Source organism: Bradyrhizobium sp. CCBAU 21365 (assembly GCF_015291305.1).
Taxonomy (GTDB): domain Bacteria; phylum Pseudomonadota; class Alphaproteobacteria; order Rhizobiales; family Xanthobacteraceae; genus Bradyrhizobium; species Bradyrhizobium elkanii.
This window is the reverse complement of the sequence record NZ_CP030036.1, coordinates 2,714,502-2,729,128: the sequence shown is the minus strand read 5'-3', so window position 1 is coordinate 2,729,128 and position 14,627 is coordinate 2,714,502. Positions and strand designations below refer to the sequence as shown.

The 14,627-nt window shown below is 63.0% G+C and carries 9 protein-coding genes and 1 pseudogene; 2 read left to right on the top strand and 8 right to left on the bottom strand.

Going from position 1 to position 14,627, the window contains the following annotated elements:
• Positions 1–2: 2 nt before the first annotated feature.
• The 8 genes and pseudogenes from XI02_RS12510 to XI02_RS12475 form a co-directional block, all read right to left on the bottom strand.
• Positions 3–434: a hypothetical protein gene (locus XI02_RS12510; protein WP_018270293.1), complete on the bottom strand. Its 432-nt coding sequence runs from the start codon at positions 432–434 to the stop codon at positions 3–5.
• A gap of 141 nt (positions 435–575) precedes the next feature.
• Complete coding sequence (locus XI02_RS12505) at positions 576–1,499, bottom strand: DUF2493 domain-containing protein (protein WP_028343864.1); 924 nt, start codon at positions 1,497–1,499, stop codon at positions 576–578.
• A gap of 337 nt (positions 1,500–1,836) precedes the next feature.
• On the bottom strand, positions 1,837–2,937 hold the full coding sequence (locus XI02_RS12500; protein WP_035633030.1) for a toprim domain-containing protein: 1,101 nt from the start codon (positions 2,935–2,937) through the stop codon (positions 1,837–1,839).
• On the bottom strand, positions 2,937–7,265 hold the full coding sequence (locus XI02_RS12495; RefSeq protein ID WP_028343863.1) for a strawberry notch-like NTP hydrolase domain-containing protein: 4,329 nt from the start codon (positions 7,263–7,265) through the stop codon (positions 2,937–2,939). The genes XI02_RS12500 and XI02_RS12495 overlap by 1 nt, the downstream gene beginning before the upstream one ends.
• A 246-nt stretch (positions 7,266–7,511) precedes the next feature.
• Positions 7,512–9,634 (bottom strand): annotated as a pseudogene (locus XI02_RS12490) (ParB/RepB/Spo0J family partition protein).
• A gap of 417 nt (positions 9,635–10,051) precedes the next feature.
• Positions 10,052–11,245 (bottom strand): hypothetical protein, encoded by a 1,194-nt coding sequence (locus XI02_RS12485; protein WP_028343862.1) that lies wholly within the window; start codon positions 11,243–11,245, stop codon positions 10,052–10,054.
• Positions 11,246–11,380: 135 nt separating this feature from the next.
• Entirely contained in the window at positions 11,381–11,932 is a 552-nt protein-coding gene (locus XI02_RS12480; RefSeq protein WP_016841709.1) for a hypothetical protein, read from the bottom strand.
• A gap of 314 nt (positions 11,933–12,246) precedes the next feature.
• The gene (locus tag XI02_RS12475; RefSeq protein ID WP_018270286.1) at positions 12,247–12,567 is read right to left on the bottom strand and encodes a DUF736 domain-containing protein; all 321 of its coding nucleotides are present in this window, start codon (positions 12,565–12,567) and stop codon (positions 12,247–12,249) included.
• A 576-nt stretch (positions 12,568–13,143) separates the two neighbouring features.
• Here XI02_RS12475 and XI02_RS12470 point away from each other — a divergent pair.
• Both XI02_RS12470 and XI02_RS12465 read left to right on the top strand, forming a co-directional pair.
• Positions 13,144–13,404 carry a hypothetical protein gene (locus XI02_RS12470; protein WP_155258731.1) on the top strand — a complete coding sequence of 87 codons (261 nt, stop codon included), beginning with the start codon at positions 13,144–13,146 and terminating at the stop codon, positions 13,402–13,404.
• A 362-nt stretch (positions 13,405–13,766) separates the two neighbouring features.
• Positions 13,767–14,021 (top strand): hypothetical protein, encoded by a 255-nt coding sequence (locus tag XI02_RS12465; RefSeq protein WP_016843182.1) that lies wholly within the window; start codon positions 13,767–13,769, stop codon positions 14,019–14,021.
• The last annotated feature ends 606 nt before the right edge of the window (positions 14,022–14,627 follow it).

Here is a 14,627-nt window from a genome sequence, read left to right as displayed (position 1 = left end):
CTCTAGCCGGCTCGAAGTGAAGGGTCACCGCGAGCAAGCACAGTCAAGCGCGTCCACGTCGTGCCGCCTACGCAAAGCGCGCCGAGGTAAGCGAAGGCCTCACGCCAGGCCAGCGACGGCACTGCGATCTGCGACAGCGCGAGCACCACATTGTAGCCGGCGATGGCAGCTGGGACAGCGAATATGGTCGCGATCATGACGCGCCGGGCCACGGATCGGCTACCAGCGAAGGTGATCTCACCGACGGCAAATGTCAGCACGCCAGCGGCAATTGCGACGAGCAGCGCGCCGATGACGCTGGCGCCACCATGGAACGCTATCATCCCGAAATTAAGTGCGACGAAAAACGGCAAGGCATACACTGCCAGCGCGAAAACCGCCCAGCAGAACAAACCGATGCCGAGTGCGTTGAGAACAAGCCCAAGGGCGGGCATGGTGGCGGCTCCAATTGCATGGATTTGCAAGTCGCGCCTTCCACCACCACCACGGCGCGACTTCGGATATAAGGTCTGAACGAGGCGGAGTTGCGGCGCGTACAACTCCGCTTTGATGGTTTGGAGGCGAGACGACGGCGCTCACGCGCCGCCGAATCTCCAAACGGGGATGCCGAAACGCCTCGCCTTGTCGGCGAGGTTGTCCTGGATCCCTGTACCCGGAAAGTGCATGACGCCGATCGGCAGCAGTTCGAGCATGGCGTCATTGCGCTTGAAGGGAGCCGCCTTGGCATGCTTTGTCCAGTCGGGCTTGAAGACGATCTGGGGTACCTTGCGGGTGGTCGCCCATTTGGAGGCGATCAATTCGGCGCCTTTGGGCGAGCCGCCATGGAGCAGGACCATGTCGGGATGCTTGGCGCGAACCTTGTCGAGGCGATCCCAGATGAGGCGGTGGTCGTTGAAGTCCAGCCCGCCGGTGAGTGCGATCTTCACTCCCGGCGGCAACATGTCCTCGCTCTCGGTACGACGCTTGGCGGCGATAAAGTCGCGGGAGTCGATCATCGCTGCGGTGAGCGTGCGGTGGTTGACCAGCGAGCCCGACCGAGGACGCCACGACGAGCCGGTGTGGACCTCAAATCGTTCGATCGCCTGATCGCGAAAGATTTCCAAGCAATTTCGGCGCTCGATCAGCGTGATGCCCTCGGCCATCAGGCGCTCAAGCTCGACCGATCGCACCTCCGACCCGTTCTGCTCCCGTTGGCTCTTGTGCTGAGCTTGTTCATTGTCGTCGAGCTGACGTTCAATGCGGTCGACGGCACGATGGAACAGGTTGACCGTCGACCAAAGGAGTTCGTCGAGGTCCGGCTCTAGCCGCGTATCGCTCAGCGTGGCGACCAGGGCGTCGAACATATCGACGATGGCACCGGCGATCGTTTTCGCCTCGGGAAGGGGTCTTGGATCTGGCTGGTCGTCGAAGGGACGATAGCCGAAGAGCTGCAATTCGCTCAGGACGTGGTCGGTTGGAGACGCCGCCTGCGCCGGTTCGATGTCGTCGTGGTCGGTCATGGGAAGAGGTCCTTTGCCGGATTGGCCGCGCCCATCGCGGCCTTCGTGGCGATCACTCAGACGGCGGGCGGAACGGGCCAGAACCCGGAGCGGCTTGTCCGCCGAAGCCCGCTAGGGCGCAGGCGGAAGCGGAGGGCCGAAGCGGCAGCGGAGGATGGCGAAGGCCGGCTATTTTGCTTCGCGATGCAAAGCGCGCCGGTCGGATCGCTGGCGTGCCTTCTCATCGCCTGCGCGCGGCGGAAAATAGCCGGACGCAGCCATTGCCGGCCCGAACCGCTTGGCGTCCGATCGCCCTCTAGAAGGCCGTGGTCGCGTGCCCTTCCGGCATTGGCCCAATCTACCACCGATCCATCGCGATCGATCGAACGATGTCGGCTTTTTCCGCGGCCGGCGGGAGCGAATGCAAGAAGCGAACGACATCTTCTGGTACGAGTTGAAGCCGCAACGCTGCTCGGAGCGCTTCAGGGCCTAAGATGTGCAGATCTTCATTGAAGTCGCCCAGCCGAGGCGACAACGCGATCGCTTCAACGCCGGCATCTTCCGCGCGCTGGGTAAGGTTAGCTTGTACGGCATCTCCGGCGGCATCGGCGTCGCGGGCGATATAGAGCCGACGTAGCCCAGACGGCAGCAACATGGCCGAGAGGTGATTGGCCGACAGCGCCGCTGTCATCGGCAGGCTCGGCAGGAGGTAACGCAGCGACAGCATGGTCTCGATACCCTCGCCGGCAGCGAGCACGTCGTCCGCCAGGCCGAAACGAACGGCATTGCCGAGCAGGTCACCCATGGCCCGTCGTGGCGTGTCGACAGGGGCCTTGCCGAGCCGGACGCGATCAAATCCGTCAGGATCGAGCCAGGTGCGATGCACGCCGGAGATCCGCCCGGCGAGGTTCGTGACGCAGGCGATCATCGCTGGCCATGTTTCGGTCGGCAAATGATCGTCCGGTCGATAGTAGCAACGTGGGTGGAAGCGCAAGCTGCCACCATGGTGGATGCGGGCTATTCCGCGACGTTGCAAATAAGCTTCGACCACAGTCCCGTCGATTGGGCTGGACATGGCAAAAAGGCGACGGGCGGCTTGCTGCGATCCGGCCAGCACGGCTGGACCCACCCGTTCCGGGGTAGGTTGCCGCTCGGAACGAGGTAGCTTCAGAAAGCGTCTCGCCTCCTCGGCCACCTCGCGAAAGTCTCGCAAGGCCAGACTTTCGCGGATGACGTCGAGGAGGTCACCATGTTCTCCGGTCGCGGCATCGGTCCATTTGCCGGCGGGTCCCTTCGGCGATTCCTGGAGCCGTACGAACAACGAACGGCCCGGCGTGTTGCGGACGTCGCCGACCACCCAGTACCGTCCGGCCCGCTTACCATTGGAGAGATAGTGCCTGCATACCGCCTCGGCCTCGCGCGCGAGGCGGCGTGCCAATTCGGAGGCGTCGCGGGGCATCACGCGGCCTCCCGTCCACCGACGCGCGCGACCGGATAGCTGTCGAGCACCTTCGCCAGGACCTCCACACCGCTTGCGTCCGTGGGCACGAACATGCGGAGCTTCCAGGAGATGATCTCCCCGAACAGACCATAAGCCCGCAGGCGATCGCGCATCGTGTCGTTGAGTCCCGACAGTTCGATGCGGGTTGCGCCCATCAATCGGACACGGCGAAGCTGGAGGTCTTCGGCAAGATCGAGGACGATCTGTCCCTCCATCAGCGCGGCAAAGGCAGCGTCCGGCGTCAACGTGGGCGCATCCGCGGCAAGGACGTTCGCGACCCAGGCGGCGGAGACCTTGCGGCCGATGATGCGTTCGCCCGCGTCGGTCTGGAGCCGATAAACTCGGCTTGATTCGTTCGGCAGCCGCTTCCAGATGGGTAACAGCAAGCCGGCCACGACGTGGATCGTACTCTCCGAGAACTCGGGTAGCTCTGCGAGTTCCGCCAGCCAGGCGGCGGCAAAGCGTTCGCGATCCGATTCGGCCCAATGGCTTTCCGCCATCATGTTGAGGGAGACGCTGTGCTGCTCCATCGGCCGTATCAAGCGGATGCGCCGCTCGATCTCGCCGTCGTCGAGCATGAAACTTGGCGCCGGGAGCTGCACGGCCGCACGGGCCGAGCGTTCATTGAACAACGGAATCGCGCGATGATCGGAAAGCCGAGCCAGAGCCTCATCGAGACTTAAGGGATGATTGCGCCAGCGCTGGGTCAGCGTAAGCAGGCGGGTCTGCGCCCCCGTGCCCGGATGGGTGTAGACCGTCCGCCGGTCGCAGACGACAAAGCTCTCGGCGCGGAGCGTTTCCAGCCCAATGTCATAGGTGCCGGAAGCAACCGCGCCCTCGATCCGAGCCATCAAGAGCTGTTCGAAGACGGTGAACAGGACGTTCTGTAAGTCGATGGTGAGCGCCAGCAAACGATTGAGGAAGGTCGTGATCGGCGGCAGCTCATCCCTCAGCCCATTGGCATCGGTCAGTTGCAGGCCGGTCGCATCCTCGAACCTCTCGAGCGAGCAGCCGTCGATCCTGCCGCGAACGAGCAATGTGTAGAGTTGACGCAAGGCATCACGCCCGTACCGGCTTTCGAGATTGTCCTCCGGCCGAAACAGGCCCTGCCCTCCAGTCTGGCGCTGACCGCGTGTGATCGCGCCCAGCGTGTCGAGCCGCCGCGCAATGGTGCTGAGAAAGCGTTTTTCGGCCTTCACATCCGTCGCGATGGGACGAAACAGCGGCGGCTGCGCCTGATTGGTCCGGTTGGTCCGGCCAAGCCCCTGGATCGCGGCATCGGCCTTCCAGCCGGGCTCGAGCAGGTAATGGACCCGCAACCGGCGATTTCGGGCCGACAGTTCGGCATGGTAGCTCCGTCCCGTGCCGCCCGCGTCGGAGAACACGAGGACGCGCTTGACGTCATCCATGAAGGCCGAGGTTTCCGCGAGGTTCGCCGAGCCCGCTCGGCTCTCGACCACCAATCGGCCATGCTTGCGAACGATGCGGCGCGAACGGCCGGTCACTTCGGCGACCATGTCGGTGCCGAAACGCTGGATGACCTGGTCCAACGCCCCAGGAACAGGCGGCAGCGAGGCGAGCTTTTCGATCAAGCGATCGCGGCGCAAGACAGCCTCCCGGCTCTCGACCGGTTGGCCGTCGCGATAGACAGGCCGCGAGCAAGGATTACCCTCTGAATCAGTGAAGGGCTCGTAGAGCTGCACCGGGAAGGAAAAAGCGAGATAGTCGAGGACATACTCGCGGGGCGTAATGTCGACCTGGACGTCGCCCCAGTCTTCGGTCGGAATTTCGGCCAGCCGACGCTCCATCAGCGCCTCGCCCGTTGAGACGATCTGAATCACCGCGGCATGGCCGGCGTCGAGATCACGCTCGATCGATCGGATCAGCGAAGGCGTCTTCATCGAGGTCAACAGATGCCCGAAGAAGCGCTGCTTGGCGCTTTCGAAGGCGGATCGCGCCGCCGATCTGGCCTGTCCGTTCAGCGTTCCGGTTTCGCCGGTGATGTTGGCGGCCCGCATCGCGGCGTCGAGATTGTTATGGATGATGCTGAACGCGTCAGCATAGGCGTCGTAGATGCGAACCTGCTCGGACGTAAGCTGGTGCTCGACGAGCTCGTACTCGACGCCCTCATAAGACAGCGAGCGGGCGGCATAGAGACCGAGCGCCTTTAGGTCACGAGCCAGGACCTCCATGGCCGCCACCCCACCCTCCTCGATCGCCTCGACGAACTCGGCGCGCGTGGCGAACGGGAAGTCCGCGCCGCCCCAGAGCCCGAGGCGTTGCGCATAAGCGAGGTTGTGCACTGTGGTGGCGCCCGTCGCCGACACATAGACCACCCGAGCATTCGGCAAGGCGTGCTGGAGCCTCAGGCCCGCGCGCCCCTGCTGAGAGGCCGCCCGGTCGCCGCGCTCGCCCTTGCCCCCGACCGCATTCTGCATGGCGTGGCTCTCGTCGAAGATGATCACTCCTTCGAAGTCGGAGCCCAACCATTCAACGATCTGGCTGACACGCGAAAGCTTCTCGCCGCGCTCGTCGGTGCGTAGCGTGGCATAGGTTGTAAATAGGATGCCTTCCGAAAGCCGGATCGCCGTCCCCTGGCGAAACCGGGACAGCGGCGTCACCAGCAGGCGCTCCATGCCGAGCGCCGACCAGTCGCGCTGGGCATCTTCGATCAGCTTGTCGGATTTGCTGATCCAGACCGCACGGCGGCGGCCCTTGAGCCAATTGTCGAGCAGGATTCCACCGACCTGACGTCCCTTGCCCGCGCCGGTGCCATCGCCCAAGAACCAGCCACGGCGAAAGCGGATGGCATTCTGAGCGTCCTCGCACGCGGCGGCCACAACATCAAAGGTCGGATCGACGGTCCAGGAGCCTGCCAGGAATTCGGAATGTGCTCCGCCGGCATAAATGACGCTCTCGAGCTGAGCGTCCGACAGAAGTCCATCTGTCACCACACGTGGCGGCAGATGCGGACGGTAGGTCGGCTTCGGTGGCGCGACGGATGCCATTGCCGCGGACTGCACGAGTTTGGTCGGATGTGGATGCGATCCGGAAATCCGGATCGACTGCAATTCGTACTCCTCATAAAGCGCATCGGTCAGTCGGGCGCTTTCCGGCGGAGACCAATCGACTGTCTCGTAGTTGAGCTCTACGCCTCTTGGCGCCACACGTCCCGACGTGGACGGTAGACACGGTACAGCGGCGGCGGTCGATCTCGCCTTCGCTGGACCACAACGAATAAGGTCGCGCCCAACCGGCGTAGTGACGACGGGTAGCCTCGACGGCACATGCCGGGCCACCCAGCCAAATAAGGTGGCGACATCGCTCGCCATGCCCGGTGAAGCGGGAAAGATTTTCGGATCAGGCGCAGGCAGCTTGTCGATCACAAGCAGCCTTGTGTCCGTTTGTGTCCCGTGCTTGGCGTAGACGGCGCCGTCAATGGCGGCAGAAAACGCAACCCGCCCGCGTTCCTGGAGACGAACAAAGGCTTCCGTCCATGCCGGATTATCCGGCGCAAGGCTCTTGCCGACGATGACGACAAGACGGCCGCCGTCGCAAAGGCGCGCCAAGGCTGAGGTGATGTGCCGGAGAGCTGCGTCCGGCATCGGTCGTTCGACATTCGCCACAGCCGAGAACGGCGGGTTCATCAAGACGACGCTCGGGGCAACCCTCGCCTCAAGGTGATCATCGATCTGGGCGGCGTCAAAGCGGGTGACCTTAACGTTGGTGAACAGCTGATCGAGCAATGTCGCGCGCGGCTCGGCCAACTCGTTCAACACCAGGGCGCCGCCCGAAAGCTCGGCAAAGATCGCAAGCAAGCCTGTCCCTGCCGAGGGCTCGAGAACGCGATCGGCAGGCGTAACGCCCGCCGCCACAGATGCAACAAGGCCGAGCGGAATCGGCGTCGAGAATTGTTGAAGTGCCTGGCCATCCTCGGAACGCCGCGTATGGGTCGGCAGACAGCTTGCGATCCTTGCGAGCATCGGCAGCATGGCAGCCGTCGAACCCGCCTTGGCGCGCATGGTCGGGCCGAACTTGCGAAGGAATAGAACGGTCGCCGCCTCGCAGGCGTCATAGGCGGTCTTCCAATTCCAGGCACCGGCCGCGTCCGAGCCGGCGAAGGCAGCCTCCATGGCGCTACGCAGGACAGCGGCATCGATGCGACGACCGCGTTCGAGCTCAATCAAGAGCTGCTGTGCAGCGCGGAGAGCCGCAGAGGTTAGACTTGCAGCGGCACGCATCGAGAGCGGCGCGGCGGCAGCGCCGCCGGTGAGAGATTCGGTCATGGCAGGATGTCTTTCGGAGAGCGGGAACGGGTCGAGCCGGCTGGCGCTCTCTCTGGACCGTGCCGGCTCAAACCCGTCTCGGCCGCTCTCTGCCTCTCAGGAGGCAGCCGCGCGCCCTCACGCCGCGCCACCACATTCGGCCGGGCGACAAGACGAAATCACTGCCGGACACGGCGTGGACGGGCGCGGGACGAGACGTGCGAAGGAAGGCGTACGGGACGGCCGGAGCCGTCCCGCGATGAGGCGTCATTCGGCGGCATCGAGCTGTGGTTCAGCCTCGTCGCCACCCTCCTCCTGCCCTTCGTTGGCGAGGAATTCGGGGAGCGAGCCAGCCTCCCCTTCCTGTTCGACTGGCGAGGCGGTGGCGTCGACCGGGCGCAGCAGCTCCGGCAACCAGCCCGAACCCTCGAGAAGACGCTCGGCCTCGCTGGCCATCTCGGACTTCTTCAGGTGATCGATCAATTGCGCGGACGATTCACCTCGCGCCTCCCGCACCGCCTCCAGGATACGCGGCTTGGTGACGCGGCCGAGATAATTGTCAACAGTCGGTCGCCAGCCGGACTGAACCATGTCGAGGCCGACAGCACGCGCCAGCACATCGGCCTGATCGAACCGAGAGCAGACGCCGTGAGCATAGACACGGCCCTGATTGTAACGGTTGGCCGGCTCATGGACGGCGTTGACCGCAAATGACGCACAGTGAGCGAACAGGGATGCCTGTGCGGCACCGTCAAGGGCCGTGAGCGCATCCCAGAGATCGTTCTCGCTCTTGGGCAGCCGGGCCTTCCAGGACTCGTGCCGGGCCTCAACTGCCTTGGCAGATGCGCTTTCCCTGAGCCCGGGGGCTTGAGCGGGAAAGGTCGGCGTACGAAGTCCGATCTCCAGACATGTGTTGGACGATCCGTACCGGTAAAAGGCCGTCAGCACGAAATTGTGCAGCACCGCCTGGAACGCGATTGCCGGATGTTCTGCCAGCGCGTCCCGTAATGCCAACGTACGATGCGCCTTTCGGTGATGAGTCGATCCGGCAACGGCCTTGCCGCATCCTCATCATGCTCCTCCGGCTCGGTCGATGCACCGGCGAGCGAAATCGCCGTGCGCTGGACCGAAGCACCGGGCTCCTGCCCTTCAGTCACCGCTACATCGGTGCCTCGCTCGCCTTCGACACCGGCCGCAGGCTCCTCGTCCTCCGGTCGGACATAACCCCGATTGACAGAAAGCCGTCCTTCGCAATCGATGCTGACGAAGACGCCGGCTCTGGCCATCTGGTCCGGCTCGAAGATGTCCGGCCGGTTGTTGAACGCTTCGAGCGCCTGCTCGAGTTCGCCGAGCCGCGCGTCCACCTCACCGGGCAGTTCGTCAGCGCCTTCAAATCTTGCCTCAAGCGCGTCGTATTCAACCTGGAGAGTATCGAAGCGCGCCTGCTCTTCGGCGGTGAGAGCCGCCGGATCTGCCTCGAGCCGGCGGAGCCCGTGGTCATGGCCGTAGGGAAAGCTGGCGGCGGTCACCTCTATCCACTTCCAGCCTTCGGCGGCGATCGCCTCAGCTTCTGCCCGCAACTTCTCAGCCACGAGACGCTCCAGCAGCGCAACGTCCTCGAGCCAGCCGCCGCCATCTTCTTCGAAGAGATCGCGCAGCACGCCGCCGCCGGCCGCTTCATAAGCGGCGAGGCCGACAAATCGGGCGCGCCTGTCGGAGACCCGCACCGCACGCTCGGTCAGGAGGCGCCTGATCTGATACGGCTCTTCATAACCCGACTTGTTGACGGTCTCCCAGACCTGTTCCTGCCGGCCGTGATCGGCGGTAACCGAGAACGCCATCAACTGTTCGAGCGACATGCCGTCGTCGGCGTAAACCTCGAGCAGCTTCGGGGACACCGCCGCAAGCCGCAGCCGCTGCTTCACCACGTTGACGGATACAAAGAAGATGGCCGCGACATCTTCTTCGGACCGCCCTTGCTCGCGCAGGGTCTGGAATGCGCGAAACTGGTCCAGGGGATGAAGCGCGATGCGGTGCACGTTCTCGGCGAGCGAGTCTTCTTCCGCGGTGATCACGTCAGCCATGTCACTGACGATGCATGGGACCGGCGCGGTCTTCGCCAGACGCTTCTGCTTGACCAGGAGCTCAAGTGCGCGATAGCGGCGACCTCCGGCCGGCACCTCGAACATGCCGGTTTCCCGGCCTTCGTCGTCGAGGACAGGCCGGACGTTGAGACTTTGCAGCAGGGAGCGCCGGGCGATGTCCTCGGCAAGATCCTCGATCGAGATGCCGGCTTTGAGGCGCCGCACATTATTCTGGCTCAAGATGAGTTTGCTGAAGGGAATGTCGCGCGACGACGACAGCTTGATCTTCTGAACGGCCTTTGCCATGTCAGTTTCTCCGAAACGGGCGGCCGGGAGCCTCTCTCTCGGCCTCCAACCCGTTCACGAACATGCCTGCCCCTCTCTCGCTCTCGCTTTCTTGCTGGCGCAATGGCGGTGGTTGGCGGCTGCCGCGCTATCGGAAAACTGAGTTGCCCGAGCTCGGATGCGATCCAGTTCACCTCTCGTTTCAGAAGTCGAGGTCACGTGGGTCGAAGCTGCAAGCGAGTATCGCGACACTTGGCGTGCATCTTTCGGTGCCGCGCCGGTTTTGGCGACGGCGCTACGGTCTCCGAGCCGCCGCGGAATTGCCGGCCCGCGACGGACATCAACGTCTCCCCGAGAGGCAGCGCCATCCCCGAACTGGTGAGCCGGAAGAGCGCAGACAAGCCAAGCCGGAGAACGGAATCCCCGGCTTGGCCGCAATTACGCCACGCGGTCGAGCAACTTCTTGGCCTTGGCCTCCATGTCCAGGCGGACATCCTGATGCGGCCTGTCGCGCGCGACGGCGGTGATGCCCTGCACGAAATCGAAGATGCTTTCAGGCGGGCGGCCTTCCTCCGCCAGCACCGCCTCAATCACCTTGCCTGTCTCGGCCTTGGAGAAGCCGCGGCGGCGCAGAAACTCGGTGCGATCCTCGTCGCTGCGTGCCACGATCCGCTCGCGGGCGGCCTTGATGCCGTTGACAAAGGGCATGGGTGAGGAGTCGGCGAAGTTCAACAGTGCCGGGGCTGCCTCGTGAGCAAAGCGGGAGGCTGCGTATTTGGAATGGCGGATGGTCATCTCCTCGAAATCTTCCACGCCCCACAGATTGCGATTCTGACAAACCGCACGAAGATAGAAGCTCGCCATGCCGAGCGTCTTCGCGCCAACTTCCGAGTTCCAGCAATAGAAGCCTCGGAAATAGAGGTCGGGCGAGCCGTCCCGGAGACGACCGGCCTCGATGGGATTCAGATCATCGACCAGAAACAGGAAAACGTCCCTGTCCGACGCGTAGAGGGTCGTCGTGTCCTTGGAAATGTCGACGCGGGGATTGTAGATGCCACTTGACCAGTCGAGCGCACCAGGCACCTTCCACCGTGTATCGCCTGTGCCATTGCCAGCGATGCGTTGTACGGCCTCAACCAGCTCGTGGTCGTAGATCCGGCCATAGTCGGGACCGGTGACAGCGCGAAGCTCGATGCGGCTACCCTCGGTCTCGAGCGTTTTGATCTGCTCGACCCGATTGTCGGTCAGGCCATATTGCAGGTTGATTGCTGCGAGTGCCGCGGGGAGCTGCCGCAGGTAGGTGGCCGGAGCGCCAACCTGGCTTGCAAGCTGGCCGAAGCTCCAGTGGGTCGGGGCGAGCGGCGTGTCCAAGCCGGGCAGCATCAAGGCCAGGCGCTCAGGATCGGCACGGTTTGCCTCGACATGGATGAGCGCGCTTTCGACCACGCGCGTCCGGCTGCGGTCCGCGCGATCGCGCACCGTGCAGGCCAGTTCGTTGAGCGACAGATAGCGCTCATCCGCCGGACGACAGAACCACTCCGAGGACACCCGACCAATGCGCTCGCCGCGGCTCACATCCACTCTGTAACCGAAACTGGCGTTGCGGCTGGCATCAACAATCTGCGTATTCATGGGAGCAATCTCCATGACGGGCGCCGGAAGACTCTCCTCCGACCCTCAACCCGTCATGGCCAAGGCCGCTCCCCTCTGCCTCTCCTGTATCATCGGTCGCCAACGGCAACGTCCAAGACGCGCGACCAAGGCCTTCTACCAAGACCCTTGACCAAGACCCTTGACCAAGACCCGCGACGGCGGCATCCGCCGCGTCGCAGCTTCCGTCAGGGATGGAAGCCCGAAGGGTGAAAACCCGGCGCAAGCCGGGGTTTCAGCGCCAGCCGACAGCCCGGTCCCGCAGGGAGGCGGCAATAACTCAGCCAACGCTTGACAAGACATTTTGAACACGAGTGGCCAAAAGTCTGACGTCCCTGGCAGATTGTTGCGGACGCGATGCCGTATCGAATTCTGCCCGGAGTTCGCGAACTGGAGTTCGGTATCGACGGCATCGACATAGGAGATTTTGTCCGCCGTGGGCAGATTGAGTTCGGGTCCCAACAGCCATTTATAGAGAAACCAGATGCGACGCGTGTAGAGCCCGATCGGCGTCTGCTTCACAAGCTCCGCAATCTCCTCCCGCACGGCGAGGAAAAGCCGCTTCAGGATGGCGAGCTCTATTGCTTCGTTCTTGAGCGCAAAAGTCAGATTTCTCTCAAGGGTCGCGGCAGGCGCATGACGCGGCGTGTAGATGCGCCATCTTCTCACAGTCGAGCGCGAGCGGCCGGCTGTTTGCGCTTTTGCAATTCGAGGACGAGAAGGTTCTTGCCCAAAGCCAGGCCCGCCTTCGCCGACTCGCTCCGCCTCGCAGAAGGCCGCGCTTATGCGCGCACAGGCGGCGACGAACGCCCCCGTGTTTGAGGCCGCTAAGACGCGCGCAAAACCTGGGCGGGGCGCCGGCGCCGGAGGAGCCGGCCCAGATCGATCCGTGCAACCTATCCAACAGCGAGATATTCTCGCTGGCTCGCGCAGAAAAACGAACCCCGCCCAATAGTCTGAGCGGGGCTCTGAAGGATCGAGGCTCACTCGCCGTTCTTGCGCGGGCGCGACCACAGCAGCGTGTAGCCCTCGCCGCCTTCGTCGTCGAACAGGTTCGCGTAGATCGGTGCGTTGAACGAGGGGTCGTCGAGCTTGAGCGAGAGGTAATCGCGGCCCTCTTCGGAGCGCTTCGACCAGGCTGCGCCGATCTCGGCCCGGCCTACATAGATTCGGTGGCTCGGAGCGTTGTCGTTGGAGCGGTTGGTCTCGGCGACGATGCGGACGCCCTTTGCCTGCAGGCTCAGGGTGACAATCTCGCCCTGGAAATCGTTGCCCAGCTTCTTGAAAGAACCGATGTTAGCCATGTCACTTCTCCTGTTGTGTTTCGAGCCCGCGACCACCGCGGCCTCGATGGCGATCTAAAGGCCGAGGACGATCGGCGACGCACCCGTTCGGGCCGGAGCGCAGCGGAGGACGGCGTTGAGGCGACTTTCTTGTCTCGCGAGGAATGGGCGAAGCCCAGGGGAAGAAAGTCGCATCAACGGCGTTGCGGCTCAGACGATCGAGGCGAAGCCGGTCTTCGGCCAGATCAAGCCATCAAAGAGGCCACGTGCGTCCGCGTGCTGAAGCGCAATTTCAAGGAGAAGATTGGCCAATTTCGGTTCAGCTGCACAAGATGTTGGAACGATTCAGCGAAGAAATAGAAACGATCTGCTGCAAAGGGCGGTATCGTCCGTGAACGAACATCGAGAGCGCGCAATCCGCCACCGCGACGAGTGGGCTAGGCCGAGATTGCTGCAGCCTGGTCGAAGCGCACCGAAGAGGCGGATTTGCTTCTCGTTCTCGTCATCTTGACCCCGCATTCAACGAACCGATCTACCCGAACTTGTTCGACGAGGAAGGAGACGAATGATCATCCCTCGCGTGTGGCGGCCGTGAGAATGGTTGAGACGGCTCCGCCAAGTCTAGCCGGCTCGAACGGACGGCTCACCGCAAGCAAGCACAGTCAAGCGCGTCCGCGTCCTGCCGCCAACACGAAACGCGCCGAGGCAAGCGAAGGCAGCCCGGCAAGCATTGCGATCTGGGGCAGGCAAAACATCTGCCTCTCGATGGCCATCTTCCGTTGGACGGTTTCGAATTCCGAGCATGAGCAGCTCGCCATTGCCCAGACCAACGAAAATCCACGTTGCCAGAGAAATTAGGCCTATTAGCCAGCGCGCTGAAAGACGCTTTCGTCAAGCCGCTTGAGCGACAGGCCCAGACCTGCACGATCCCGGAAGAGCAGCCTGATACCACATAAAAAACGGCCCCGGGAACGGCGGACTGATAGTCAAACTGCAGAAATCGCTTGAACCTCACGCCACGTCAGGGCGTAGCCTGGAAACCGTCGGCAGATCCTGATGACGCGAAGCATCGGATCGGGACGTCACACAACCAAATGACAGAGCTGGTTCGGCGTCATCGTGAGTATTGCGCCGTTCGTACCCCTCAACGCGAAGCGAACGGCGCAGCCGCATTAAGCCAAAATCGCTCCCTCGCAAGCAATTCGATCCAGGAGACATGGATGAAATTAGCGAAGACCTCTGTAATCGCATGCGGCATTTCCGCTTTCCTCGCATACTCCGTCATTGTGCAAAGCCTCGCCACCGACGCCAGGGCTCGCAAAGGCATGCAAGACAGGAGCGTACAGAGCGGCATGAGTGATGATGACGATTCTTTGCCCAAACTCAGGACCGCGGGCGGGAAAGTGGGCAGGAAATCGACCAAGGGCGCGAAGAGTGCAGCCGGCGGCAACGCACCGGACAAGGAGACTGATTGATCCGCAACCAGCAGCACACCGGTGGGTGGGAAGCGACTGACGCGAGGCCGTGTCCGGGTAACCCTCCACTCGCACCCGCTGGCCGGAGGTTCAGCCGCACCAAGATGAACTGTGACGGTCGTCGATCTTCAAGGAATACGACAAGGACGAAGGTTCAGCCATTTAACTCGCGCGTTTGCCGTGGCCGCCCGACGGAAGCCATGAAACTAACCCTGATCAATAGCAGCGCAACGGCCGCAATGCTCAACTGCCCGATCGAAGAGGAGCAGTTGCAAAGGCTGAACGGTGACCCGATGCGATCGTTGTGCACGATAGCATTGGGTACTGCCCTCCGATCTCGTACGACCGCGTCAGGTTACCGACATTCATGTTCGGAAGCCGCCCGAGGAGTTGGCTGGCGCGGCGTGAAAAAGCACAACTTTTTGGTCTCTCGTCGGTTCTTCACGGTCTGGCACGCCGGTTGCTGAGTGATGCACGGCTTGGTTGCTCAATCACGACCTCCTGAGGCCCAAGCCGCTTCGTAGCGCAACTCGTGCGGGCGGATCTCCCGCCGCCCGCACGTTTTTCATGGCTTCGACCTGGCGCCGCGCTTCATGAGCTTATGTT

Bases quoted from the DNA above. Each gene is read 5' to 3' on its own strand.
- XI02_RS12510 (WP_018270293.1), bottom strand. From the start codon at position 434: ATGCCCGCCCTTGGGCTTGTTCTCAACGCACTCGGCATCGGTTTGTTC.
- XI02_RS12505 (WP_028343864.1), bottom strand. From the start codon at position 1,499: ATGACCGACCACGACGACATCGAACCGGCGCAGGCGGCGTCTCCAACC.
- XI02_RS12500 (WP_035633030.1), bottom strand. From the start codon at position 2,937: ATGCCCCGCGACGCCTCCGAATTGGCACGCCGCCTCGCGCGCGAGGCC.
- XI02_RS12495 (WP_028343863.1), bottom strand. From the start codon at position 7,265: ATGACCGAATCTCTCACCGGCGGCGCTGCCGCCGCGCCGCTCTCGATG.
- XI02_RS12485 (WP_028343862.1), bottom strand. From the start codon at position 11,245: ATGAATACGCAGATTGTTGATGCCAGCCGCAACGCCAGTTTCGGTTAC.
- XI02_RS12475 (WP_018270286.1), bottom strand. From the start codon at position 12,567: ATGGCTAACATCGGTTCTTTCAAGAAGCTGGGCAACGATTTCCAGGGC.
- XI02_RS12470 (WP_155258731.1), top strand. From the start codon at position 13,144: ATGGTTGAGACGGCTCCGCCAAGTCTAGCCGGCTCGAACGGACGGCTC.
- XI02_RS12465 (WP_016843182.1), top strand. From the start codon at position 13,767: ATGAAATTAGCGAAGACCTCTGTAATCGCATGCGGCATTTCCGCTTTC.